We start from the raw sequence: 22,773 nt of genomic DNA, 5'->3' as shown, positions 1-22,773 counted from the left end.
GCTATCAAAAGCATGTTGGAAAGGGTGCCGGGAATTGAGAAAGTACTGGACAAAGAAGGAAAACAAAAATACCACTTGGATCATCCAAGGGCTGGAGAACTGATTGCGGTAGCAGACAAAAATTCCTGGTTTACCTATTACTTCTGGCTGGATGATAACAAGGCACCGGATTATGCGAGGACGGTAGATATCCACCGTAAGCCAGGATATGATCCTGTAGAAACTTTAGCTGATCCGGAAATCAAATTCCTGAAGGGTAAAATCGGGATGAAGCTTTTGAAAAAGAAACTTGGCTTTAGGTATTTGATGGACGTGATCTCTTTGGATGCCTCTTTGGTAAAGGGTTCACATGGCAGGATGCCTGAGGACAAATTGGATTGGCCGATTTTTGTAGAGTCCGAAACCAGCGAGCAAAATTCCGGTGAAATAGAACCTACCGAAGTATTTGAAAGGATATATAAAACGGTAATGAGATAAGAATTAGGCTTACCTTTCAGCCTCTTTACGCATCTTCATGGCTTGGGCAAAAAACAAAACTGACCCTAGGACCAATACAAAAGCCGTCACCCAAGAAGGCAATAAGACTACCTGGAAAACAAACTGGTTTACCAAAATCAATGGCATCAACAGGTATAAGTAAAAATTGTATAGCTTTTCCATAAACATATGTTCAATTAATGATAGAGGGCTGCTGAAGTTACTGAGTTTTGGATTTTTTTATATTTATATACCCCTGAATAATCTGGATAACATTTGATATCAAAACAAATCCCATTGCAACGGCAGCTAAATGATTTCCTCTAATCAGACCCAAGACTATTAAGGTCATTGCAACAATCCCTAAAACAACATTAAAAATCAATTTCCCTATCATCTGACTCTTTTTCTTAAAAATAGTGATCTTTTTAATTTTTAAAATAATAGGTAATGGAGTTTGAGATAAAAAAACGGACCAGGTCAAAAACCCAGACCGTTTCTCAATTCCAATTTTGGATTTCCAAAGTCAAGTCTTGATTCTTGTCTCTTGTTTCTTGTTTCTGTCTTGTTTCTCGCTTCTCGTTTCTCGACTCCTACCTAAAGGTAGGCAAGCTTGCTTCTACCTCAGCTTCTTATACTTAATCCGCTTTGGTGTCACATCACCCAAGCGCTTTTTCTTGTTTTCCTCATAATCGGAGAAGTTCCCTTCAAACCAATAAACCTGAGAATCTCCTTCAAAAGCCAAGATATGCGTACAGATCCTATCCAAGAACCAACGGTCGTGGGAAATGATCACTGCACAGCCTCCGAAGTTTTCCAAGGCCTCTTCTAGCGCCCTAAGTGTGTTCACATCCAGATCATTGGTAGGTTCGTCCAAGAGTAACAAGTTTCCGCCTTCCTTCAAGGTCATGGCCAAATGCACCCTGTTACGCTCACCACCAGACAAGACACCTAGCTTCTTCTCCTGGTCTGAGCCAGCAAAATTAAATTTGCTCACATAAGCCCTGGCATTGACTTCTTTATTCCCCAGTTTCATCAACTCATTTCCTTCAGAGATGGCCTGATAGACGGTTTTGTTAGGGTCCAGATTATCATGCTCCTGATCCACATAGGCAAGTTTCACTGTATCGCCAATTTCAAAATGTCCGGCATCCGGCTTTTCCTGTCCTGTAATCAATTTGAAGAGGGTAGATTTACCGGCACCGTTTGGTCCGATAATTCCTACAATGCCACCTTGAGGTAAGCTGAAAGAAAGGTTTTCAAATAGCAACTTGTCTCCATAAGCTTTGGATACACCATTCACTTCAATCACTTTTGCTCCCAATCGTGGACCTGGCGGGATAAAAAGTTCCAACTTAGCTTCTTTTTCTTTGGATTCTTCGGATACCAACTTGTCATAAGCAGAAAGACGTGCCTTTCCTTTGGCTTGTCTGGCCTTTGGCGCCATGCGTATCCACTCCAATTCCCTTTCCAAGGTCTTCTGACGTTTGGATTCGGTTTTTTCTTCCTGCTTTAATCTATCCTGCTTTTGTTCCAACCAAGAGGAATAGTTGCCCTTCCAAGGAATGCCTTCCCCCCTATCCAATTCCAGGATCCAACCGGCCACATTATCCAAGAAGTATCGGTCGTGGGTCACGGCAATCACCGTTCCCTTATATTGCTGTAAATGTTGCTCCAACCAAAGTACAGACTCCGCATCCAGGTGGTTGGTCGGTTCGTCAAGCAACAGCACATCCGGTTCCTGTAAAAGCAGTCTACAAAGCGCTACCCTTCTTTTTTCCCCACCGGAAAGGTTGCCAACAATCGCTTCACTCGGTGGAAGTCTTAAGGCGTCCATGGCCCTTTCCAACATGGTATCCAATTCCCAGGCATTGGCAGCATCCAACTTCTCCTGAACTTCTCCTTGTTTTTGGATCAGTTTATCCATGGCATCCGGATCCTCCATTAATGCTGGGTCCATGAATTTCTCGTTGATCTCTTCAAACTCCTTCAACAATCCTACTGTCTCCGCTACTGCCTCCTCTACGATTTCTTTAACTGTTTTATCAGGGTCAAGCTGAGGTTCTTGTTCCAACATACCTACGGAATACCCTGGGGACCACACCACTTCTCCCAGAAAGTCCTTATCTACTCCCGCTATGACTCTCAGGAGCGAAGATTTCCCAGAGCCATTCAAACCCAAAACCCCAATTTTGGCTCCGTAGAAAAAGGATAGGTAAATATCTTTCAAAACTTTTTTCTGTGGTGGGTATATTTTTGAAACACCCGCCATAGAAAATATGATTTTTTCGTTACTCATAGCTTTTTATAATAAGATTATTTGATCTCAGGAGACAAAGATGGCAAAAATAGGGCTTTCTTAGGATAAATGCTTTTGAATTAATTAAATTTGCAAAAAATAACAAGAGCTACCACACAACCTATTAAATCGAAATGGAGCATCCATATGGGTACATTAAAGATAACAAGGTTTATCTTAAGGGTTTTTTGAATCAGCCGGACAGGGTGATTGGAGAAGTAAAGGAAGATGAAGCTTCCACAATCAAGTATTTTGAAGACAGATTTGATTCTTTAAAAGAAAAGATTGAGGCTTTGAAAAAAGATATTGAGGAGAATCAGAATAAAGGTTCATTTTTAATGAAACTCATTCATCTTAAAGATTCCCTTTTGGCTTACGACGCCTTGGGTGATTTTATTCCGTTGATAGAAGACCTGGAAAAAGTACAGGTTTCTCTTGAAGACATCATACAAAAAAACAGAGCCAGAAACCTTGAAATCAAACAAGGTCTTATTTTGGAAGCAGAAGCACTGAAAGACAGTACTGAGTGGAAGGAAACAGCGGAGGCATTAAAGAACCTCAAAATGCGCTGGATCAAAACAGGACCTGTAGAAAAGGAATTTGAGGAAAGGGTTGAAGGCCAATTCAATCAGACAGTGGATACTTTTTTTGATAATAGGAAAAAGTATTTTGAAGAACTGGCGATACAGGCAGAACAAAACATAAAGGTATATGAGGACCTGGTAAGGCAAGCCCAGGCAGCTTTTGACAACCCAGATCCCAAAAAAGCATTTGAAATCTCAAAAAGGATTCAAAAAGAATGGAAAGCCTCCGGCAAAGTACCTGCAGAAAAAAGACAGCCGCTCTGGGATGAATTTTCCAAGTTGAACAACAGGATTTTTAGCCGGTACAAAAGAACCCTCCAAACAGGACCTCAAATGAAACCTTGGGAATTGGTAAAAAAGATGGAAGCCATGACCGAGGAAATGAAAAGGTTAGCCAAATCTGAAACAAACCCTGAGGTGATTTCGTCTGCCAAGAAACTACAGGCTGACTGGAAAAGGCTTCCGCAGCGAAAACCCAGAGAGGTAAACTTGACCATGCGTTCATTTACTTTCTTTTCAGAGGTGGTTTTCGAAAAACTGTTTTTGGATAAATTGGCTAACTCAAAATATCCTGACTTCGACCAAAAGGATGAGAATGAACAAAGTAGAATAAAATCCTCTATCCTAAAAGATCTGATTTACAGGGATGAGAATGAGCTTCGAACGGTAAAAGATAATACCGACAACTTCAGAACACAGGAAGCAGACTTTGAAATGATGCTCAGGAGAAAAATAAGTGCCTTCAAAAGGAAAATAGACGTAAAAAATTTCATTCTGAAGGAACTTTCAAATAAATAATGAGTTAACAATTGAAAATTTAAAACAATTTCTATTTTTGCGTGCCGTTAAGGCGGTAATCATAAACTCGAAAATTATGTATTGGACACTAGAACTGGCATCTTATCTTGAAGATGCGCCTTGGCCTGCCACTAAAGATGAATTGATTGATTATGCAATTCGTTCAGGTGCTCCTTTGGAAGTGGTCGAAAACCTCCAAGAACTGGAAGATGACGGCGAACCTTATGAAAACATCGAAGAAATCTGGCCTGATTATCCGACCAAAGATGACTTCTTTTTTAACGAAGACGAATATTGATTTAAAGCCCCTTTCAAGAGGGGCTTTTTATATCCCCAATACTTTTTTAAGCTTGAAGTAGCCATTTTTGCTGACAGGGATCTTTTCTCCTTTACGAAGCAACAAAATGAAGCCCTCTTTTTCATATGGTTCCATCTTCACAATTTCTGAAACCTTCACCAGGTAAGAGCGGTGCACCCTCACAAATTCATCCGAAGCAAGTGATTGCTCATAGGATTTGAGGGTTTTGTTCTTTAAAAATTTCCCTTCCTCGGTATGGATATTTACATAATCATCATTGGCTTCCAAATACCGGATGATGGAAACGGGGATGATTTTTATTTCTCCCTTATCTTTTAACACTATCCTGCTCAATGATTCCGGGGTTGGTGTTATAGCAAATTGAGCAAGGCTTTGGTCAATCTTTGCCATGGCTTGAGCAAACCTACTTTTAGAAAAAGGTTTCAGCAAGTAATCCACCGCTGCATTGTCAAATGCTTTTACCGCATATTGATCAAATGCCGTGGTAAAAATAATTGCTGGTGGGGATTCCAAGAGTTCCAGCAATTCAAAACCATTGATTTTCGGCATTTCAATATCCAGAAAAATAAAGTCAGGTTGATAAGTCTGAATGGCCTTCATTCCATCAAATCCATTGTGAACCACGGCACAGACCTCCACCTCAGGATATTCCATCAGATATTCCTGAATAATGGTAGTCGCCAAAGGCTCATCATCAATGATAAGGGTTTTTAGTCGCATATTGTGGAATAGTAAGATTTACAAGAAAATGTTCCTCCTTTTGTACTACCTTGATTAGGTCTGTCCTGCCAAAAAGAAGTTCCAATCTCCTGCAGATGGCTTCCAGCCCAAAACCGCTTCCTTTGGGTTGTCCGGCTTTGGGATTGTAAGGATTTCCTATACTAATAGTCAAATTAGCATCTTTGATTGTGATTTGTATCTGAATCTGCACCTCTCCTGTCAAACCATACAGTCCATGTTTGATGGAATTTTCCAGAAGAGGCTGAAGCATCAATTGGGGAATTTGGCCATACTTGGCTTCCTCATCGATTTGAATACTCACATTTAATCGGTCCCCAAACCTCACTTTTTCAATGTAAAGAAATTTCTGTATCTGGGAAATTTCCTCTTCCAAATCCACCCATTGGTGGACATCTTTTCTAATGGTACCTCTGAGAAAATCTGCCAACTCCACTGTCATCTCCCTTGCCTTGTCAGGCTGAGACTTCACCAAGGCGGAAATGGAATTGAGACTGTTAAAAAGAAAATGTGGCTGCAACTGCTGCCTCAAATGGTACATTTCAGCCTCTTTGGCGAGTTTATCGCTGTGCAATTCCCTTTCCTTCACCTTTTGCTGATCTTCCAACTTACCCATAAGGATTAAAAGAATAGTCCAAAATTGAAATAGCATGTAGAAATAAAAACCCTTTAGCAAACTGACCTTTTGGATAAAATCAAAGTAGGCGGCCGATTCCTTCCAAAATAAAGTCACCACCCAATAGTGAAGATAGGTCATCCCAGCCGAAAAAATCAAAGGCAGTGCTATGGCTATCCAAATTTGCCCCTTCTGAGGATTGTAATAATTGAAAACATTTCCCAATAACCATCCACCAACAAGAATACTAATGCCTTGCAGAATTGATTCTGTCAAAGCTGTGGACAATGACAGCCCATAGTAAACCAAAATGGCAGCAATCATAAAAATCCAGCTCAAACATACGAGTAGGATGCTGATCCAATATTTCTTGATGTTATTTTCAAACAAAGGCATGGGCAGAAAAATAAAAAACTGTCCTCCCCGAAAGATCTTTCCGGGAAAGACAGGTTCAAATTACTAAAAGGATTTGATTTCCAAGCCACCAAAAACCACAGAACCGTAGATTTTCAGCACCTTGCTCTTATCCACTGCTGCAGGATTGTATATCCTTTTGTCTTCCACTCCAGCAGCAAAGATGGTCCCGATATTCACCTGAACATCCCAGTGAGGAGGTACCACCAGCTTGACCCCACCAAAGGCCACTTCCAAATTGATGGAAGCCTGACCATCTATATCCGCTTGGGAAAAGTCAATATCGGTTCCCCCAAAAATGGCAGACACCTTTCCCCCCTTAAAATTCTTGGAGAAAATTCTCCTTTGAATCCCCGTAAACAAGGCTTGGGCATTCAGGACCTCCTCATGATCGAATCCAGCATAATTAGAAGCTGTTGCCTCCACCTTTTCAGAAGAGGTAAATTCCTCAAATGGAGTGTTTTTTTCTTTGTTGTAGTTTCTGAAAAAGTCCTCATTGAACCTTTGATTGTCCCGGCTCTTTTTGAAAATCAGGTAAAGACCAAACAAAATTAATCCTCCTGGAATCAGGTATGGTCTGATTTCAAAGGGGAAAATGAAAAACTTTTGGACCAGGAAAACTGAACCGAAAATGACCAGAAAAAAGCCAAAGCCATTTTGAAAGTTATGCCTGATCAAAATCACCAGGCCTATGGCTATGATAAGCATGGGCCAGGAAATGAACCAAAAGGGAAATACAAAGCCCACTGCCTTAAGGAGTAATACCACTCCCACCAACAAAACAATCAAACCCGCAGTCAGGTCTGAGTTTCCGGATTTAATTTTTTTGTTTGCCATCGCTGTAGTTTTTGAATAATTGATGATCTAAAACTAGCGAATCCCCGCTTCTGTAGAGAGGGGAAATAGGCTGATGTTGATGTATTCTCGGTGAATGCCGGGATTCTCTCGGTAAACTTAAGCTTTATGCTTTACTCACCAGGAATGCAGCATATTCCAAATCCTCCTTGGTTGTAATTTTGATATTTTCCAAATTACCGGGAATCAGACTTACCTGCCAGCCCTGATGCTCATAGACAGTGGCATCATCTGTAAAAGCAGCTGACTCTTCCACTTCAAATGCTTTCTTGATTTTCTTAAGCTGAAAAGTCTGGGGCGTTTGAACCAAACGGAATTCACTTCTATTTTGAAATACGGAAGTTCCTGATGGTTCGACCTTCCGAATAGAGTCTTTAAGCTCAACTACAGCTACCGCACTACCCGTCAATGCAGCTGTTTGAAAACTCTGTTCAATCACATGCTGCTTAACAAAAGGTCTTACACCATCATGAATGGCCACCAAACCCTCCGTATCAGCAATGGCATCCAAGCCATTTTTCACAGACTGGAACCGCGACTGTCCACCGGCCACCAATAGATGGGGTATGTTAAAACCGAATTCTCCACAGAGGTTCTGCCAGAAATCAAAATCACCGCCTGGGATCACCAATATCAAGGAAAGCTTATCATCAAAAGCCTGAAATTTGGCCAAAGTATGCATGAGTACCGGTTTACCTCCAATTGGCCGGTACTGTTTGGCAATAGGCCCACCCAATCGGGTACCACTTCCTCCCGCAACAATCAAAGCATATTTTTTCATTTCTACATTATAACTATGTGTATTCAAAAGTACAGTTTGCAATGGAATTACAGCAAGCTATTATCAAAAAGACCTGCCGAAAGGGCAGGTCTTTGTAAGAAATATCAAGGAAGAGATCAGAGGATCAACATGGCATCTCCATAAGAGAAAAACCTGTACTTTTCCTTTACGGCCTCTTTATAAGCCTTCATAATCAGGTCATAACCACCAAATGCAGCTGCCGTCATCAAAAGTGTTGATTCTGGTAAATGAAAATTGGTGATTAGAGAATTGGCTATTTTAAACTCATAGGGGGGGATAATGAATTTATCCGTCCATCCACTGCTAAGCTTCAATCTGCCGTTGGCTGTTACAGAGGATTCAACAGTTTTCAAGGTAGTGGTACCAACAGCCACTACTCTTTTTTTATTGTCAAGCGCTTCGTTGACCAGTTCCACGGTCCTTTCAGGAATATCATAATTCTCTGAATCCATTTTATGTTTGGTCAAATCTTCCACATCAACCTGTCTGAATGTACCCAAGCCCACGTGCAGTGTAATTGGAGATACTGATACTCCCTTCAGTTCTAACCTTTTCAACAAGTGGGGTGTAAAGTGCAGACCGGCTGTAGGAGCAGCAACTGCACCGACATTTTTTGCAAAAATAGTCTGATACCTTTCTCTGTCCTCAGGTTCTACTTTTCTCTCAATGAATTCCTTTAATAAAGGAGTTTCTCCCAAAGTATCTATGGTCTTGTAGAATTCCTCATCTGAACCATCAAACAAAAACCGGATTGTCCTGCCTCTTGAAGTGGTATTATCTATTACTTCAGCTACTAAATCACTGTCACCAAAATACAGTTTGTTACCAACCCTTATTTTTCTGGCTGGATCTACCAATACATCCCACAGCCTTAAATCAGGATTTAGTTCCCTTAACAGAAATACTTCAATCTTAGCTCCAGTTTTCTCTTTGTTGCCATAAAGCCTGGCAGGAAAGACCTTGGTATCGTTCATCACAAATACATCTCCTTCCCCAAAATACTCAATGATATCCTTGAACAAGCGGTGTTCTATCTCACCGGTTTTCCTGTGAACCACCATCAATCTGGATTCGTCACGGTTGTCTGTTGGATAAAGAGAAATGAGCTTTTTAGGAACGTCGAGTTTAAAGTCTGATAACTTCATATAGTTTGATAGGTAATTGCTTGCTTATTTCCAATAAGTTTTATTTTAAAAAATGCAAAGTTAGCAATAAAAATTCCGAATTCTACCTATCTTGTGAATTAGTTTTTAACAGATTACGAAAACACTGTGATTTATATCAAGCTGATTTGGGAAAGCATCAGATTTGCCCTGCAGGCCCTGAAGTCCAATCTTACTAGAACAATATTGTCTCTTCTAGGCGTTACGGTGGGCATATTTGCCATCATTGCCGTATTTACGCTAGTAGATTCCCTGGAAAAAAACATCAAATCCAGCTTCAGTTTCTTAGGCAGTAATGTTGTTACGGTAAACAGATTTCAATTTGTCGGCGGACCCGACTACCCTTGGTGGAAATATTTCAGAAGACCCTACAATAACTATGGAGAATATGTTTTCCTAAGGGATAAACTACGGAATGCTGAAGCCGTTACTTTTTCTGCATCGGCCAATACTACTGTTCAGGCCGGCAGCAATTCCTATAAAGGCAGCAACCTTACAGGTGTGGTATTTACTTATAAGGACGTCTATGACATAGAGCTGGAATCCGGAAGATTTTTTACTGAGCTTGAAATCAATGCCAGCCGTAATGTGGCTTTGATAGGACAGAAAATTGCCAACACCCTTTACCCTGGCAGAGATCCGATAGGTAAAGAAATTAAAATTAAGGGCAATAAATTTGTGGTTATAGGTCTTTTTGAGGAAGAAGGGGAAGGACTATTTGAAATAGCCTCTAAAGATGAAGCGATCATGATTCCTTATGGTAGCTTTACCAAGCTCTATTATGTGGGCCGAAATGGTATCGAACCCAGTATTGCCGTAAAAGGAAAAGATGCAGATGTAGGACTTATTGCCCTGGAAAATGAGTTGATTGGCTTGTTAAGGGCAAAAAGAGGATTAAAACCGACTGAAGAAGATAACTTCTCACTTAATAAGTCCGAATTCATCATGAATACAATAGGTTCAATTTTTGATGTCATCAGTGCCGCAGGCTGGGTCATTGGCGGATTTTCTATCTTGGTTGGGGGCTTTGGCATCGCCAATATCATGTTTGTATCGGTCAAAGAAAGGACCAATATCATTGGCATTCAAAAATCACTTGGTGCAAAAAATTATTTTATCTTATTCCAATTCCTTTTTGAGGCAGTATTTCTAAGTCTCATTGGAGGTATTGCAGGCATTTTGATCGTTTATGCCATTACCTTCATTCAACTGGGAACTTTAGAACTTGTACTCTCTTTCAAAAATGTGGTGCTTGGAATCGGGATTTCTTCTGCCATAGGTGTGGTTTCAGGAATTGTACCTGCCACACTTGCTGCCCGATTAGATCCTGTAGAAGCCATCAGATCGGCATAAAAAAAGGCGGTTTTACAACCGCCTTTTTTTATGCCTCGCCATCAAGCGATTCTTTCAATGCGCTACCAATACCTGCTTTTTCTTTGATCTTCCTTTCGAGTTCCTCCATCAATTCCGGATTATCTAACAAAAGATTTTTTACGGCATCTCTTCCTTGGCCCAGCTTATTGCCCTCATAGGAAAACCAAGATCCGGCCTTTTTGATGATGTCAAACTCTACGCCAAGGTCAATGATTTCTCCTACCTTGGAAATCCCCTGACCGTACATGATATCAAACTCAACCACCTTGAAGGGAGGAGCGACTTTGTTTTTCACTACTTTTACTTTGGTCCTATTGCCTAAGACATTGTCTGCCCCCTCTTTGATCTGACCAATTCTCCTGATGTCCAGCCTCACTGAAGCATAAAACTTCAGTGCATTACCACCGGTAGTCGTTTCTGGATTACCAAACATCACACCTATTTTATCCCTCAATTGGTTGATAAAAATACAGGAACATCCTGTTTTATTAATGGCACCTGTCAATTTTCTAAGGGCTTGTGACATCAATCGGGCCTGAAGCCCCATTTTGCTGTCCCCCATATCTCCCTCCAATTCGCCTTTTGGCACCAATGCCGCTACAGAATCGATCACAATGATATCAATAGCTCCTGACCGGATCAGGTGCTCTGCAATTTCCAAAGCTTGTTCACCGTTGTCCGGCTGTGAGATCAAAAGATTTTCTATATCAATTCCCAATTTTTCAGCATAGGTTTTATCAAAAGCATGCTCAGCATCTATAAAGGCTGCAAGTCCTCCTGCTTTTTGTGCTTCTGCAATGCAATGCATGGTAAGCGTAGTCTTACCTGAAGACTCAGGCCCATAGATTTCTATGACCCTACCTCTGGGAATTCCGCCGACACCCAAAGCCATGTCCAACCCCAGGGAACCGGTAGAAATAGCCGGAATGTCCTGAACCTTATTATCAGATAATTTCATTACAGTACCCTTACCATACGTTTTTTCCAACTTATCAATGGTCAACTGCAGGGCTTTCAATTTTTCAGTATTTGCACTCATACGCTCTTGGTAAAAAGACTTTAATTAATGATTCAAATTTAATGCTTACTAATCCTAGACCCAACTCTTACAAAAAGGTTTACGTATTTCTTTTTGTCAACAAAAACCAGGCTTCTTCAATATTTTGCTAATATTGGAATAAAGTTTGAAAAGCTTCCAGTACAGCTATTAATTTAATGAAAAATCGCTTAATAAAGTCAGTAATTGTCGCATTTTTTTTCAGCTTATTGTGCTCAGATGTCTTGGCACAAAAAAATAACGCTTTTAAACAAGGGGAAGAACTGACTTTTAAGGTAAGTTTTGGCTTTTTGAATGCTGCTGAGGCCAAAATGATCATTCATCCTAATATCGTAAGCATGAATAATCGCTCCACCTATAAAATAGATGTTTTTGGACAGACACTTGGTGTGTTCAAACTTTTTAAAGTCAATGACAATTGGGGCAGTTATTTGGACACTGCTAAAATCATCCCTTATCAATCCTACCGCCATATAGAAGAGGGGAATTATCGCAAACACGAACGTGTAATTTTTGATCATCAGAAAAAAAATGCCCGCGTACGCTTGTATGATAGGGAAAATAAAGAGGTGGTTGACACTAAGGACTATTCCATACCTGCCAATGTACAGGATATTGTCAGTGGATTTTATTTGCTTCGGACCATGGATCTTAAAAACCTTAAAAAAGGTGAAACGATATCCATTCAAGGTTTTTTTGACAAGGAACTGTATAACCTAAGGCTTATCTATGGAGGAAAAGAAACGGTTGATACCATAATGGGAAAAGTAGACACTTTTGTCTTTTCTCCCATCATGCCCAAAAACAAGCTTTTCAGAGGAGAAAAGCCCATCACAGTCTGGGTAACTGATGATAAGAATAAAATACCGGTGAAAATTAAAGCCAAACTTTTCGTAGGCTCATTGGACATGGAGATTACAGATACCAAAGGCTTGCGTAATAATTAATTCACAAACCGATAATACTTGGGTAACATTAGACTGGTCAATAAAAAATTTATGTTGTATTTTGATATCAAATAATTTAAAAATCATTTTATGTGAAGCCTTTTTCTAACTTAGCATCACATTAACACAACATTTATCCCTTAACAGGAAATGAGTGACAAACCAAAAGTTAAAGTGCTTGTCGTTGACGATGAGCCAGACATTGTAGACCTCCTCACCTATAATTTGAAAAAAGAAGGTTATGATGTTGATTCTGCTGAAGATGGTATCAAGGCAGTAAAGGTAGCTTCCAAATTTTTGCCGGATGTAATCTTACTTGACATTATGATGCCTAATCAGGATGGTGTAGAAACCTGTAGGCAGATTAGAGAAATTCCAGAACTCAAAAACACCTTTATCATTTTCCTAACAGCCCGTTCTGAAGAATATTCTGAAGTTGCTGCTTTCGATGTGGGAGCTGATGATTACATTACCAAGCCCATCAAGCCAAGGGCACTGATGAGTAGAATCGCGGCTTTATTTCGCAGAGAATCAAAAAAAGAACAGGAATTCACGCAAATCAAAATCAAAGACCTTATCATTGACAGGACCAGTTACACCATTGACAAGAGTGGAAAAACCATTACCCTACCTAAAAAAGAATTCGAACTTTTGTATTTCCTGGCCAAAAACCCTAATATGGTATTCAGTAGAGATGATCTTTTGCAGAATATCTGGGGAGCTGACGTTTTTGTATTGGCAAGGACGGTTGATGTGCATATCAGAAAGGTAAGGGAAAAAATCGGCGATGATTACATCACTACTGTCAAAGGAGTAGGATATAAGTTCGACTTAAATTAGTTTATGCTGACCACTTCCCGTGGAATTTCATTGGTTTTATCTATCGCTATCGCTGCATTGACGGTAGCGTTTTTGCTGTTATTGGATGATGCTACCCCTGCCCTGCTATTGGTTGCTGGAGGCATTTCTTTTTCTGTTGCTTATATCTTGATGCAGGTTACCTTGGAATTTTTGATTTTCAAGGAGATCAGTAATATCTACAGTGTGCTGGAAAAAATCCAGAAAAAAGATTACTCTTCTATCCCGGACAAAAATGAAAGCCTCTTATCCATTTCTCCACTCCGAAAAATTAACAAAACCATCAACACTTATGCTCAGGCAAAGAATAAGGAGATTGAAACCCTTCAAAAGAATGCGGAATTTCGACGTGAATTTATTGCGGACATATCTCATGAGCTGAAAACACCGATTTTTGCAGCCCAAGGTTATATCCACACCTTATTGGATGGAGCGGTGGACGATAAATCAGTTCGCCTGAAGTTTTTGAAGCGTGCAGCAAAAAGTTTGAATGCGCTGGATAAATTGGTTCAGGATCTCCTTACCCTCAATCAGATGGAAAGCGGGGTGATTAAATTTCATTTTGAAACCTTTGACTTAAAAGAAATCATCCATGAGGTGATTGAAGAATTGGAACATAAAGCCGCCAAAAGGGACATGCTGATCCGCTTTTACTATGATAAGGAAAAGTCTTACCTGACTTTCGCGGATAAGGACAAGATTTTCAGGGTTTGTCAAAACCTCATCTCCAATGCCATCAAGTACAACAATGATGGTGGAGAAGTGGAGGTTCATTTGAAAGCCCAAAAAAACCATATCACCGTGGAGGTTAAAGATAACGGGAAAGGAATTCCTCCTGAAGATTTAAAACGTATTTTTGAACGCTTTTACCGGGTAGAAAAAAGCCGCTCCAGGGAAAAAGGGGGTACTGGTCTGGGATTGGCGATCGTCAAACACATTTTAGAAGGACATAAGAGCAAAATTTCTGTAAGCAGCACCGTGGGCAAAGGTTCTATTTTTAGTTTTGAATTGCCTTTGGAAAAGTGAGGAGAGAAGCGAGAGGCGAGCTTGCCTACCTTTAGGTAGGAGGCGAGAGATTAAGAGACAAGAGGCAAGAATCAAGATGTAAGATTCGGGAGTAAAGTGGGATTTCGGAAGGTGGATTTCAGGAGGACTGAACGTTAAGAAATCAGCCCTTTGGATCATTTTGGGAATAACCTGCCCCGAGAGCAAAGCGGTTCGGGATACCGGGTTGTGGGTCCGGAAAACCATTAAGCTATAGAATTTAGTGAATCGTTAAGGTAATTGCTTGAAATGGTGACCATGAAACCCCGATAGGGGTTTATCCCTTTAGGGTAAGGGTGCAACCCGGTGGTGGGAGGCAAGTTTGTTATTAGTGAATGCCGACTCCAAGGGAATCGAATTCTAGACAATAAAGTATAACAAGTATAAAGTAAAACCAGAACGTGACAGCACTAACCAAACCGTGGACTATTTGATGTTGACCTTCATACACTAATCGCTTAATCAACTAACCACTAATATTCTCACTTTTTTATTTCTTCAACTCAACTTTATTCTCTAATTTTGCGCCCTTATTGGGAAAGGGCTGCATGAAAAAAATTGATTTTAAGGACTTGATTCTGTTTGAAAACGAGGATTACCTTGTCATCAATAAGCCTCCCTATTTATCGACATTGGACGACAGGCATGAAGCGCAAAACATCCTGGATTTGGCCAGAACGTACACCCAAGATGCCCAGGTGTGTCACCGACTGGACAAAGAAACATCAGGTTGCCTCGTCATCGCCAAACACCAAGAGGCTTATCGAAACATAGCTATCCAGTTTGAAGACCGAAAAGTCAGCAAAATCTATCATGCAGTAGTGGAAGGCGTTCACGAGTATAAAGACGTACTTGTTGACCGTAATATCCATGCCACCAATAAAGGCATCGCTAAGATAACCAAAGAAGGCAAGCCAGCCCAGACCATTTTCAATACCCTCAGGACTTATTACTCCTACACCTTAGTGGAATGTAAGCCCATCACAGGAAGACTTCATCAAATCAGGGTGCATTTGGCCCATTTGAAGTCGCCTATCTGCGGGGATGAGATGTATGGTGGCAAACCGCTTTACTTATCTGCCTTAAAAAAGCGATTTAACCTCAAAAAAGGTACAGAAGAGCTTCCCATCATGCAGCGTGTTTCGCTTCATGCTTACGCCATTGGCTTTGAAGGAGTAAATGGAGAAAGGACCGAAGTAATCGCTCCTTATCCCAAAGACTTCGAAGTATTGGTCAGGCAACTGGAAAAAAACCGCTAACTCATAGAAAATGTGGGTAATAAATTGGTTTCTTTTGCAATAAAAAGAAATTACTTCTATCTTTGTGTCCCTTTTTGAGGGTGAAGTATATTTAACAAGCTAATAATTAAACATTTACACAGTGGATACATTAAGCTACAAGACCAAATCAGCAAATGCTGCTACTGTAGAGAAGAACTGGGTGGTAGTGGATGCCCAGACTGCAGTTTTAGGTAGATTTGCGAGTGAGGTTGCCAAAATCCTAAGGGGTAAGCATAAGCCTTATTACACCCCTCACGTGGACTGCGGAGACAACGTGATTGTCATCAATGCAGACAAGGTTAGGTTGACCGGCAGAAAAATGGACGAAAAAGTTTACGTTCGTCATACCGGCTACCCAGGTGGACAGCGAATTTCTACCCCAAAACTATTGAAGCAAAAGTCTGCTTCTATTTTGGTGGAGAAGGCAGTCAGAGGAATGTTGCCTAAAAACAGATTGGGCAGACAGTTGTACAGAAACCTATATGTTTACAACGGAGCAGAGCATCCTCATGCTGCACAGCAACCTAAAGAAATCAAATTCTAATCTTAGCAGTTCATGGAAATTATCAATACAATCGGTAGAAGAAAGACATCTGTTGCAAGAATCTACATGAAGCCGGGAAAAGGAGAGATCACTGTTAATAACAGACCGATCGAAGTTTACTTCCCATTTGATCTGCATCAGATTGTAGTTAAGCAACCTCTTGCCTTGGTAGGTGTAGACGGTTCTTACGACATCAAAATCAATGTAGATGGTGGTGGTATCAAAGGACAGGCCGAGGCAGCCAGAATGGCTATCTCAAGGGCTTTGTGCGAATTTGATATCGAGCACAGACCAGCATTGAAAAAAGAAGGATTCCTTACCAGAGACCCAAGAATGGTAGAACGTAAGAAGCCAGGTAGAAGAAAAGCAAGAAGAAGATTCCAGTTCTCCAAGCGTTAATTTGGAATTGTACTTCATTTTATATCTAAACAATATCATTAATTAATGGCACAAATAGAATATAAAGACTTACTGGATGCTGGTGTTCACTTTGGACACTTGACGAGAAAGTGGGATCCAAGAATGGCGCCGTACATCTTCATGGAGAAAAACGGTATCCATATCATTGACCTAAATAAAACGCTTGTTTGCCTCGAAGAAGCATCCAATGCAATCAAGCAGATCGTTCGCTCAGGAAAAAAAGTCATGTTCGTCGCTACCAAAAAACAGGCGAAAGACTTGGTCGCTGAAGAAGCAAAAAGGTTGAACATGCCTTTCGTAACTGAAAGATGGTTGGGCGGTATGTTGACCAACTTCGCTACTATCCGCAAGTCCTTGAAGAAAATGTCTTCCATCGACAAAATGATGAAAGAAGAAGCTTACAAGAACTTGGCTAAGAAGGAACGCTTGATGATCACCAGACAAAGAGAGAAATTGGAGACTGTATTGGGCGGTATCGCTGACCTGACCAGACTTCCTGCTGCTTTGTTTATCGTAGACATTAAAAGAGAGCACATTGCTATCGCAGAAGCTCAAAAGCTTGGTATCCCTGTTTTCGCATTGGTAGATACAAACTCTAACCCTAATGAAGTGGAGTTCCCAATCCCCGCCAATGACGATGCGTTCAAATCTATCTCTTTATTGGTGAAAGCATTTGGAGCAGCTATTGAAGAAGGTCTTTCCGAAAGGAAAAAAGACAAAGAAGAAGCTAAACTTTCTGAAGAGGAAGAAGCTAAAAAAGCTGTGGACGCTGAAACCAAAGAGTAATCCACTTTGAATTATACTTGACAAAAGATTGAACATGTGGTACCTACCTGTGTTCAATTTTTTGTTTTTACCAGACCTTTGAGGTTTTCTCTTCAAATACGTCTGACAAAAATAAATTATCTAAAACCTCGAAGGTCTTTGACCAAAAAATCAAGCTCCGCAGGGTTTTCAAGAAAAGACATAAGTTTAATCTCATAAATTAACGAAAACAATGGCTATTACTGCACAAGAAGTAAACAAACTGAGACAAATGACCGGTGCCGGTATGATGGACTGTAAAAAAGCCCTTACCGAAGCTGAAGGTGATTTTGAGAAAGCTATCGATATTTTAAGAAAAAAAGGACAGAAAGTTTCTGCTTCCAGAGCCGACAGAGAAACCAAAGAAGGTACCATTGTAACCAAGGTGAGTGCTGATGGCACTACAGGTTATTTGCTTTCTTTAACTTGTGAAACTGACTTTGTAGCAAAAAATGAAGAATTCGTTGCTTTTGCCAATACTGCATTGGATTTGGCAACTGAGAACAAAGCCAACTCTGTGGCAGATATTCTTGCCGTTCCTTTCGAAGGTATCACCGTAGGAGAGAAAATTGTTGAATTGACCGGTAAAATCGGCGAGAAAATCGAAATATCTCACTTTGAAGTAGTAAAAGGTGAGGCAGTAGTTCCTTACATCCACTCTAACGGTAAATTGGGTGTATTGGTAGGCTTGACCAACACTAATGGCGCTGCTGTAGAGGACGCTGGTAAAGATGTAGCCATGCAAATCGCTGCTATGAACCCTGTAGCGGTTGATAAGGATGGTGTGGATGCTTCTGTAGTAGAAAGAGAAATCGAAGTAGGTAAAGATCAAGCCAGACAAGAAGGTAAGCCTGAAGAAATGCTTGAAAAAATTGCTTTGGGTAAATTGAACAAGTTCTACAAAGAAAACACTTTGTTGAGCCAGGCTTTCGTAAAGGACAACAGCAAATCTATTGCGCAGTACCTTGACGGCGTAAGCAAAGGCATGACCGTAGCTGCTTTCAAAAGGGTGTCTATCGGATAATATTAGAAGCAAGAAACAAGACTCAAGAAGCAAGACTCAAAGCTTGTCCCGAAGAATTTCGGTAAAGCAAGACTCAAGACTTGAGATAGGAAGCTGACTTCGAAAGGGGTCAGCTTTTTTTGCCCCACTAAAACCTTTGAATTTGTATATTTCTACGGCATTTTTCAGTTAGGGAAAAGGAGAAAATAATTTATTCAAAACCCCTTAAAACCTCCCCAATAATCTCCTTGTGGTCAAAGGCCAGTTCAGGAAGTTGGGCAAGGGAAAACCACCTGACTGCCTCACTGTCCGAACCAGGAGCGACTATGTATTTTTGATCTTGACTCACTTCAAACAAATAGACGACAGAAACTGTCCACCCCCTGGGGTCCCTCCCCTCTTTACCAAAAACTCCTACAAAATGAGCATCTGAGGCCGAGAGGCTTAAACTTGTCTCTTCCTCCAATTCCCTGACACATGCATCCTCGACGGCCTCATATTCATCCACAAAACCACCCGGCAAGGCCCATCTCCCTTGATAGGGATCCTTTTTTCGTTCAATCAATAAAATATCAGCTCCACAAATGACTACAGCATCGGTGGTCAAAGCCGGACGGGGAAAGGAATAAGTGAAGGACATGTTTATTTACTAAGTGATATTTAGATTAAGTAAAACTACCAAATAAATATTACAAGCGGGGTAAAATGTCAAAGGGGGATTTCGGAAGGCTGATGTCGGAATTATTCGAGCTGAGGGGCTGGACATGCGCATTTACCCGGGATGCTATCCCGGGTTGTCACAGCATGGCCCTTCAGGCCTCTCCTCTACAGATTTCTCCCCTTATTCACGGGACAAGTTGTGACTCCTATGGGACCTCTGTGACTTCTCAGTAGATCTCTGTGTAACAAAAAGAAACGCATAAAAAACCACCCCCGTATCCCAAGGGTGGCTTTAAAGATGGTTTTTCAACTTTGCCTACTCAACTATTCCAACCACTCCGGCTTAGTTGTTTTGATATTGGCCTGCAACTGATTTAACAGATTATACAAACCAAAATAAGTCCTGTTGATATACAAGCCATGTCTGGACCCCCTTGCCTGACGGGATTTTTTGAACATTTTGTCATTGGAAATTCTATCTCCCAATTGGAATATCTGCTCAAAATAACTGTCATCCGCAAAATCAAAGCTATCCACATGGAAAGGCTTACCCAATAAGGAAATCATTTCCTTGAAAACACCTTTGAAATAGACCTTTTCAACTTCTGTATCCCTATCGGAAATAAATTCCAGGTTATAGAAAATCTGGTTCAGCTCCTCTTCATTGATCAATAAATCCCGCTTAATAAGGGAGAAATAACCATGATAGAAATCCTCTGGAAGGATTTTTACACATCCGAAATCAATGATGCCCAACTTATTTTCCTTGGTAATGATAAAGTTACCGGGATGGGGATCGGCATGGACCTGCTGCAGGTTGTGTACCTGATGGTGGTAGAAATCCCAAAGGGATTGGCCAATTTTGTTTTTGGCTTCTTGGGAGGGATTAGTATCCAACCACTCTTTGATGTGCTTGCCATCAATCCAGTCCATGGTAATGATACGCTCAGAACTCATCTCCTCATAATACCCAGGGAAGGTCAGCCCTTCAATATGGCTGCAAGCTGCTGAAATTTCCAAGGAACGCTCCACTTCCAAAACATAATCGGTCTCTTCTATGAGCTTTCCCTCCACTTCTTCCATATAGTGATCCAGCTCTTTTTCATTCATATTGAGCAACCTCAAGGCAAACGGGCGAACCAATTTCAAATCAGAACTCACGGAATCTGCGACACCAGGGTACTGGATTTTTACAGCAAAAGTCTTTTCACCTTTTGTAGCCTGATGTACCTGTCCAATGGAAGCGGCATTTACCGCTGATTTGGTAAAAGTATCATAGATTTGATCTGGAGTTTTACCAAAATACTTCTGGAAAGTTTTTACCACCAGAGGATAGGACAAAGGAGGTGCACTGTATTGCGCCATGGTGAACTTGTCCTGATAGGCCCTGGGCAGAATATTTTTGTCCATGGACATCATTTGCGCCACTTTCAAGGCAGAACCTTTCAACTGGCTGAGGGAATTGTAAATATCCTCTGCATTGTTATTGTGCAACTCTTCCTTGGATAAGCTAGGGTTTACTACCTTTTTGGCATAATGCTTCACGTAGTTCCCTCCTACCTTCGCCCCTGTACTGATAAATTTGGCAGCACGCTGCACTTTGGAAACAGGAATACTCTGCTGTTCCTTCACACTTCTTTCCATGAATTCCTGTGTTTATTTGTTTTGATATAAAAACTTGGCAAAATCAATAAAGGTATCCAAAGCACTTTTACCCATCAGGTCAAAGGCGAGGTTTACCGACTTTTCAATGGCTGCATCTGTTTTCTCAAATGAAGGAGAGGTATCCTTTAGCCAGAATTGGAAGACAAACCATACCTGCAACCAAAGTGCTTCATCATACCGCTCAGTAATCAATGGTCTATTGGCAATTTCTTCCGTCTCTTTTCCTTCTAAAATGATTTCATTAGCAAAGTCCTTGAATTTGCTCCTGAAGGTCTTTACTTCCTCAGGCAATAATTTTTTCAAGTCCTTTTGGCCACTGTAGAGTAACAGAAGGTAGGACCTGTTCTTTTTCAATTCTTCCACCAAAGTAAAGAGGAAACCCAACAGTTTTTCTCTGGCACTGTATTCTTTGAATACTTCCTGTGTTTCCAAATTCTGCAGGGTATCATCGAACAGCTTACCCCAAACTGCTGATTTGATGGCCTCGAAAGAAGTGAAGTAGGCATAAAAATCAGCCTCATTCATCTTGAGTTCTTTGGCAAATTTATAAATAGACAGAGGCTCTGATCCATTTTCCAGGACATGGTTGACATATCCTGTGATGATTTTGGTTCTTGGATCGACTTTACTTGTCTTCTTTGCTGCTGTATTTTCCATTGTGGTATTGTTTACTACTGATATAACCTAGAAAAGGGTATTGAAGTTTTGAAAAGGAATAGAAATCAGGGAGATTTTGAGAAAATATTTTTAGTTTTATATGATATACCTTTCAAGAATTGAAGATGGCCGATGCCAACACCAAAAAGGAATGGGGGATGGAATACACCAGATGGATTCAAACATTTAAACTTCGCTTATCCACAGGTCAAATGAGTTCATTAGGCGAATGTTTGTATCGGGTTTATACAAGTTGATAACAATTAAAATCTTTAATAAAATGGAAACTAAAATATTTTTATTTTTTCTTCTTGCAATTTTAGTTTCTTGTTCGGATGATGATTCAGAGGAATGTATTGGATACAGACCAGAAAATGTAACAGAGGTAAACTCGCCATCCTCAGGAAGAATAAATGAATCGATAGAAATTGAAGTTAAATTCGCGGTCTATAACGGGTGCGGGAAATTTGAAAAGTTTATTGAAAGTCGCAGTAAACATTCAAAAATAATAGAGGTTCAGGCAAAATATGAAGGTTGTATCTGCACTGACAATATTCCGATAATAACGGCTATTTATGAATTTACTCCCTCGGCAATAGGAGAGTACGAATTGAAATTCAAATCCGGAGAAACGGATTATATTACAGTAAATATTGCCGTGACGGATTAAAAGTGTTGACAACAATATATAAAAAAAATGCTCAAACCTGTCTTGAACCGAAATTTCATGCTTCCTTACAACGCCTGATTGTCCTGTGGACAATCAAGCTTGCTAGTTCGCACTGATTTTATACAGGAGGTTATGACTCCTTGTGAAACGACAGACAACTAAGAATGAATTCCCCGAGAATTGCACTACCACTCAAAAACTTTCCCTTGGAACAATCTATGGACTTATTTAATATAGCAAGGCTAATGCTACCCTTATGAGATACCTTTATTTCCTTTTCGCTCTTTCCTTCCTTGCTACCCCTACTTGGGCCCAAGACCGGGTCACCGGAAAAACATTTACTACCAGATCTGAAGTCATCGCACAAAACGGCATGGCTGCCACCGCCCAACCCTTGGCCACGCAGGTGGCTTTGGATATCTTAAAAAAAGGTGGCTCGGCCATGGATGCCGCCATCGCCGCCAATGCGATGCTGGGTTTGGTCGAACCTAATGGCTGCGGAATTGGAGGAGATGTCTTTGCCATCATCTGGGATGCCAAAACCAAAAAACTCTACGGCTTTAATGGAAGCGGCCGCGCTCCTGAATTGCTGACGATGGAAGTTTTCAAAGAAAAAGAGCTGAATTATGTGCCCCTCCTTGGACCACTGCCAGTGACCGTTCCCGGTTGTGTGGACGGCTGGTTTGAGATGCACAAACGTTTTGGGAAGTTATCCATGCAGGAAA

The 22,773-nt window shown here is 40.7% G+C and carries 25 protein-coding genes and 1 pseudogene; 14 read left to right on the top strand and 12 right to left on the bottom strand.

Annotated elements, in window-relative coordinates; genetic code table 11:
• Window positions 1-477, top strand: a pseudogene (locus tag B879_RS15765) (alkaline phosphatase family protein); the annotation flags it as partial.
• 9 nt (window positions 478-486) lie between these two features.
• On the opposite strand, the gene B879_RS15760 reads toward B879_RS15765, so the two are convergent.
• The 3 genes from B879_RS15760 to ettA form a co-directional block, all read right to left on the bottom strand.
• Entirely contained in the window at window positions 487-660 is a 174-nt protein-coding gene (locus B879_RS15760) for a hypothetical protein (protein ID WP_157231655.1), read from the bottom strand.
• 37 nt (window positions 661-697) lie between these two features.
• Entirely contained in the window at window positions 698-961 is a 264-nt protein-coding gene (locus B879_RS15755; RefSeq protein WP_040400881.1) for a hypothetical protein, read from the bottom strand.
• A gap of 135 nt (window positions 962-1,096) precedes the next feature.
• Window positions 1,097-2,776 carry an energy-dependent translational throttle protein EttA gene (gene ettA, locus B879_RS15750; RefSeq protein ID WP_009186200.1) on the bottom strand — a complete coding sequence of 560 codons (1,680 nt, stop codon included), beginning with the start codon at window positions 2,774-2,776 and terminating at the stop codon, window positions 1,097-1,099.
• 134 nt (window positions 2,777-2,910) lie between these two features.
• Between ettA and B879_RS15745 the strand changes: the two genes are divergently transcribed.
• Together B879_RS15745 and B879_RS15740 are read left to right on the top strand one after the other, a co-directional pair.
• On the top strand, window positions 2,911-4,158 hold the full coding sequence (locus B879_RS15745) for a DUF349 domain-containing protein (RefSeq protein ID WP_009186199.1): 1,248 nt from the start codon (window positions 2,911-2,913) through the stop codon (window positions 4,156-4,158).
• A gap of 76 nt (window positions 4,159-4,234) precedes the next feature.
• A complete protein-coding gene (locus tag B879_RS15740) occupies window positions 4,235-4,456 on the top strand; it encodes a DUF2795 domain-containing protein (protein ID WP_008625540.1) in 222 nt (73 codons plus the stop codon).
• 27 nt (window positions 4,457-4,483) lie between these two features.
• On the opposite strand, the gene B879_RS15735 is transcribed toward B879_RS15740, so the two are convergent.
• The 5 genes from B879_RS15735 to queA form a co-directional block, all read right to left on the bottom strand.
• A complete protein-coding gene (locus B879_RS15735; RefSeq protein WP_009186198.1) occupies window positions 4,484-5,197 on the bottom strand; it encodes a LytR/AlgR family response regulator transcription factor in 714 nt (237 codons plus the stop codon).
• On the bottom strand, window positions 5,172-6,227 hold the full coding sequence (locus tag B879_RS15730; protein ID WP_009186197.1) for a sensor histidine kinase: 1,056 nt from the start codon (window positions 6,225-6,227) through the stop codon (window positions 5,172-5,174). The genes B879_RS15735 and B879_RS15730 overlap by 26 nt, the downstream gene beginning before the upstream one ends.
• A 63-nt stretch (window positions 6,228-6,290) precedes the next feature.
• Window positions 6,291-7,082 carry a LiaF transmembrane domain-containing protein gene (locus B879_RS15725; protein ID WP_009186196.1) on the bottom strand — a complete coding sequence of 264 codons (792 nt, stop codon included), beginning with the start codon at window positions 7,080-7,082 and terminating at the stop codon, window positions 6,291-6,293.
• A gap of 124 nt (window positions 7,083-7,206) precedes the next feature.
• On the bottom strand, window positions 7,207-7,881 hold the full coding sequence (locus tag B879_RS15720; RefSeq protein WP_009186195.1) for a 2-C-methyl-D-erythritol 4-phosphate cytidylyltransferase: 675 nt from the start codon (window positions 7,879-7,881) through the stop codon (window positions 7,207-7,209).
• 116 nt (window positions 7,882-7,997) lie between these two features.
• On the bottom strand, window positions 7,998-9,047 hold the full coding sequence (gene queA, locus B879_RS15715; protein WP_009186194.1) for a tRNA preQ1(34) S-adenosylmethionine ribosyltransferase-isomerase QueA: 1,050 nt from the start codon (window positions 9,045-9,047) through the stop codon (window positions 7,998-8,000).
• Window positions 9,048-9,173: 126 nt separating this feature from the next.
• Between queA and B879_RS15710 the strand changes: the two genes are divergently transcribed.
• A complete protein-coding gene (locus B879_RS15710) occupies window positions 9,174-10,418 on the top strand; it encodes an ABC transporter permease (RefSeq protein ID WP_009186193.1) in 1,245 nt (414 codons plus the stop codon).
• Between the two features lie 28 nt (window positions 10,419-10,446).
• Here the strand turns inward: B879_RS15710 and recA are convergent, their stop codons facing one another.
• Entirely contained in the window at window positions 10,447-11,478 is a 1,032-nt protein-coding gene (gene recA / locus B879_RS15705) for a recombinase RecA (protein ID WP_009186192.1), read from the bottom strand.
• Between the two features lie 176 nt (window positions 11,479-11,654).
• Between recA and B879_RS15700 the strand changes: the two genes are divergently transcribed.
• The 8 genes from B879_RS15700 (at window position 11,655) to tsf (ending at window position 18,417) form a co-directional block, all read left to right on the top strand.
• Window positions 11,655-12,443, top strand: coding sequence for a DUF3108 domain-containing protein (locus B879_RS15700; RefSeq protein ID WP_009186191.1), 789 nt, complete (start codon window positions 11,655-11,657; stop codon window positions 12,441-12,443).
• 150 nt (window positions 12,444-12,593) lie between these two features.
• The gene (locus B879_RS15695; RefSeq protein WP_009186190.1) at window positions 12,594-13,283 is read left to right on the top strand and encodes a response regulator transcription factor; all 690 of its coding nucleotides are present in this window, start codon (window positions 12,594-12,596) and stop codon (window positions 13,281-13,283) included.
• A 3-nt stretch (window positions 13,284-13,286) separates the two neighbouring features.
• On the top strand, window positions 13,287-14,327 hold the full coding sequence (locus B879_RS15690; protein WP_009186189.1) for a sensor histidine kinase: 1,041 nt from the start codon (window positions 13,287-13,289) through the stop codon (window positions 14,325-14,327).
• 566 nt (window positions 14,328-14,893) lie between these two features.
• Window positions 14,894-15,604, top strand: a complete 711-nt coding sequence (locus tag B879_RS15685; RefSeq protein ID WP_009186187.1) for an RluA family pseudouridine synthase — start codon at window positions 14,894-14,896, stop codon at window positions 15,602-15,604.
• 121 nt (window positions 15,605-15,725) lie between these two features.
• Window positions 15,726-16,169 (top strand): 50S ribosomal protein L13, encoded by a 444-nt coding sequence (gene rplM / locus B879_RS15680; RefSeq protein ID WP_009186186.1) that lies wholly within the window; start codon window positions 15,726-15,728, stop codon window positions 16,167-16,169.
• Window positions 16,170-16,181: 12 nt separating this feature from the next.
• On the top strand, window positions 16,182-16,568 hold the full coding sequence (gene rpsI, locus B879_RS15675) for a 30S ribosomal protein S9 (protein ID WP_009186185.1): 387 nt from the start codon (window positions 16,182-16,184) through the stop codon (window positions 16,566-16,568).
• A 45-nt stretch (window positions 16,569-16,613) separates the two neighbouring features.
• Window positions 16,614-17,375: a 30S ribosomal protein S2 gene (gene rpsB, locus B879_RS15670; RefSeq protein ID WP_009186184.1), complete on the top strand. Its 762-nt coding sequence runs from the start codon at window positions 16,614-16,616 to the stop codon at window positions 17,373-17,375.
• A 211-nt stretch (window positions 17,376-17,586) separates the two neighbouring features.
• A complete protein-coding gene (gene tsf / locus B879_RS15665) occupies window positions 17,587-18,417 on the top strand; it encodes a translation elongation factor Ts (protein WP_009186183.1) in 831 nt (276 codons plus the stop codon).
• Window positions 18,418-18,607: 190 nt separating this feature from the next.
• Here the strand turns inward: tsf and B879_RS15660 are convergent, their stop codons facing one another.
• The 3 genes from B879_RS15660 to B879_RS15650 all read right to left on the bottom strand — a co-directional run bounded on the left by B879_RS15660 (window position 18,608) and on the right by B879_RS15650 (window position 21,378).
• The gene (locus tag B879_RS15660) at window positions 18,608-19,036 is read right to left on the bottom strand and encodes an NUDIX domain-containing protein (RefSeq protein WP_009186182.1); all 429 of its coding nucleotides are present in this window, start codon (window positions 19,034-19,036) and stop codon (window positions 18,608-18,610) included.
• Between the two features lie 344 nt (window positions 19,037-19,380).
• Window positions 19,381-20,700, bottom strand: coding sequence for an ABC1 kinase family protein (locus tag B879_RS15655; RefSeq protein WP_009186181.1), 1,320 nt, complete (start codon window positions 20,698-20,700; stop codon window positions 19,381-19,383).
• A 12-nt stretch (window positions 20,701-20,712) separates the two neighbouring features.
• A complete protein-coding gene (locus tag B879_RS15650; protein ID WP_009186180.1) occupies window positions 20,713-21,378 on the bottom strand; it encodes a TetR/AcrR family transcriptional regulator in 666 nt (221 codons plus the stop codon).
• Between the two features lie 280 nt (window positions 21,379-21,658).
• Between B879_RS15650 and B879_RS15645 the strand changes: the two genes are divergently transcribed.
• Together B879_RS15645 and B879_RS15640 are read left to right on the top strand one after the other, a co-directional pair.
• Window positions 21,659-22,048 carry a hypothetical protein gene (locus B879_RS15645; RefSeq protein WP_009186179.1) on the top strand — a complete coding sequence of 130 codons (390 nt, stop codon included), beginning with the start codon at window positions 21,659-21,661 and terminating at the stop codon, window positions 22,046-22,048.
• Window positions 22,049-22,304: 256 nt separating this feature from the next.
• Window positions 22,305-22,773: gamma-glutamyltransferase (locus B879_RS15640; protein ID WP_040400877.1), on the top strand; the 469-nt coding region annotated here is incomplete at its 3' end.

The sequence above is a fragment of the Cecembia lonarensis LW9 genome, from assembly GCF_000298295.1.
Classification (GTDB): domain Bacteria; phylum Bacteroidota; class Bacteroidia; order Cytophagales; family Cyclobacteriaceae; genus Cecembia; species Cecembia lonarensis.
Note: the sequence above shows the minus strand (reverse complement) of the source record. Positions and strands in the feature narration are given on the sequence as shown.

What these genes read in the sequence shown, in the direction of transcription:
- B879_RS15645 (WP_009186179.1), top strand. Translation starts at nt 21,659, where the DNA reads ATGGAAACTAAAATATTTTTATTTTTTCTTCTTGCAATTTTAGTTTCT.
- rpsI (WP_009186185.1), top strand. Translation starts at nt 16,182, where the DNA reads ATGGAAATTATCAATACAATCGGTAGAAGAAAGACATCTGTTGCAAGA.
- rpsB (WP_009186184.1), top strand. Translation starts at nt 16,614, where the DNA reads ATGGCACAAATAGAATATAAAGACTTACTGGATGCTGGTGTTCACTTT.
- B879_RS15695 (WP_009186190.1), top strand. Translation starts at nt 12,594, where the DNA reads ATGAGTGACAAACCAAAAGTTAAAGTGCTTGTCGTTGACGATGAGCCA.
- tsf (WP_009186183.1), top strand. Translation starts at nt 17,587, where the DNA reads ATGGCTATTACTGCACAAGAAGTAAACAAACTGAGACAAATGACCGGT.
- B879_RS15720 (WP_009186195.1), bottom strand. Translation starts at nt 7,881, where the DNA reads ATGAAAAAATATGCTTTGATTGTTGCGGGAGGAAGTGGTACCCGATTG.
- B879_RS15690 (WP_009186189.1), top strand. Translation starts at nt 13,287, where the DNA reads ATGCTGACCACTTCCCGTGGAATTTCATTGGTTTTATCTATCGCTATC.
- B879_RS15740 (WP_008625540.1), top strand. Translation starts at nt 4,235, where the DNA reads ATGTATTGGACACTAGAACTGGCATCTTATCTTGAAGATGCGCCTTGG.
- recA (WP_009186192.1), bottom strand. Translation starts at nt 11,478, where the DNA reads ATGAGTGCAAATACTGAAAAATTGAAAGCCCTGCAGTTGACCATTGAT.
- B879_RS15655 (WP_009186181.1), bottom strand. Translation starts at nt 20,700, where the DNA reads ATGGAAAGAAGTGTGAAGGAACAGCAGAGTATTCCTGTTTCCAAAGTG.
- ettA (WP_009186200.1), bottom strand. Translation starts at nt 2,776, where the DNA reads ATGAGTAACGAAAAAATCATATTTTCTATGGCGGGTGTTTCAAAAATA.
- B879_RS15725 (WP_009186196.1), bottom strand. Translation starts at nt 7,082, where the DNA reads ATGGCAAACAAAAAAATTAAATCCGGAAACTCAGACCTGACTGCGGGT.
- B879_RS15660 (WP_009186182.1), bottom strand. Translation starts at nt 19,036, where the DNA reads ATGTCCTTCACTTATTCCTTTCCCCGTCCGGCTTTGACCACCGATGCT.
- B879_RS15730 (WP_009186197.1), bottom strand. Translation starts at nt 6,227, where the DNA reads ATGCCTTTGTTTGAAAATAACATCAAGAAATATTGGATCAGCATCCTA.
- B879_RS15735 (WP_009186198.1), bottom strand. Translation starts at nt 5,197, where the DNA reads ATGCGACTAAAAACCCTTATCATTGATGATGAGCCTTTGGCGACTACC.
- B879_RS15650 (WP_009186180.1), bottom strand. Translation starts at nt 21,378, where the DNA reads ATGGAAAATACAGCAGCAAAGAAGACAAGTAAAGTCGATCCAAGAACC.
- queA (WP_009186194.1), bottom strand. Translation starts at nt 9,047, where the DNA reads ATGAAGTTATCAGACTTTAAACTCGACGTTCCTAAAAAGCTCATTTCT.
- B879_RS15685 (WP_009186187.1), top strand. Translation starts at nt 14,894, where the DNA reads ATGAAAAAAATTGATTTTAAGGACTTGATTCTGTTTGAAAACGAGGAT.
- B879_RS15760 (WP_157231655.1), bottom strand. Translation starts at nt 660, where the DNA reads ATGGAAAAGCTATACAATTTTTACTTATACCTGTTGATGCCATTGATT.
- B879_RS15700 (WP_009186191.1), top strand. Translation starts at nt 11,655, where the DNA reads ATGAAAAATCGCTTAATAAAGTCAGTAATTGTCGCATTTTTTTTCAGC.
- B879_RS15745 (WP_009186199.1), top strand. Translation starts at nt 2,911, where the DNA reads ATGGAGCATCCATATGGGTACATTAAAGATAACAAGGTTTATCTTAAG.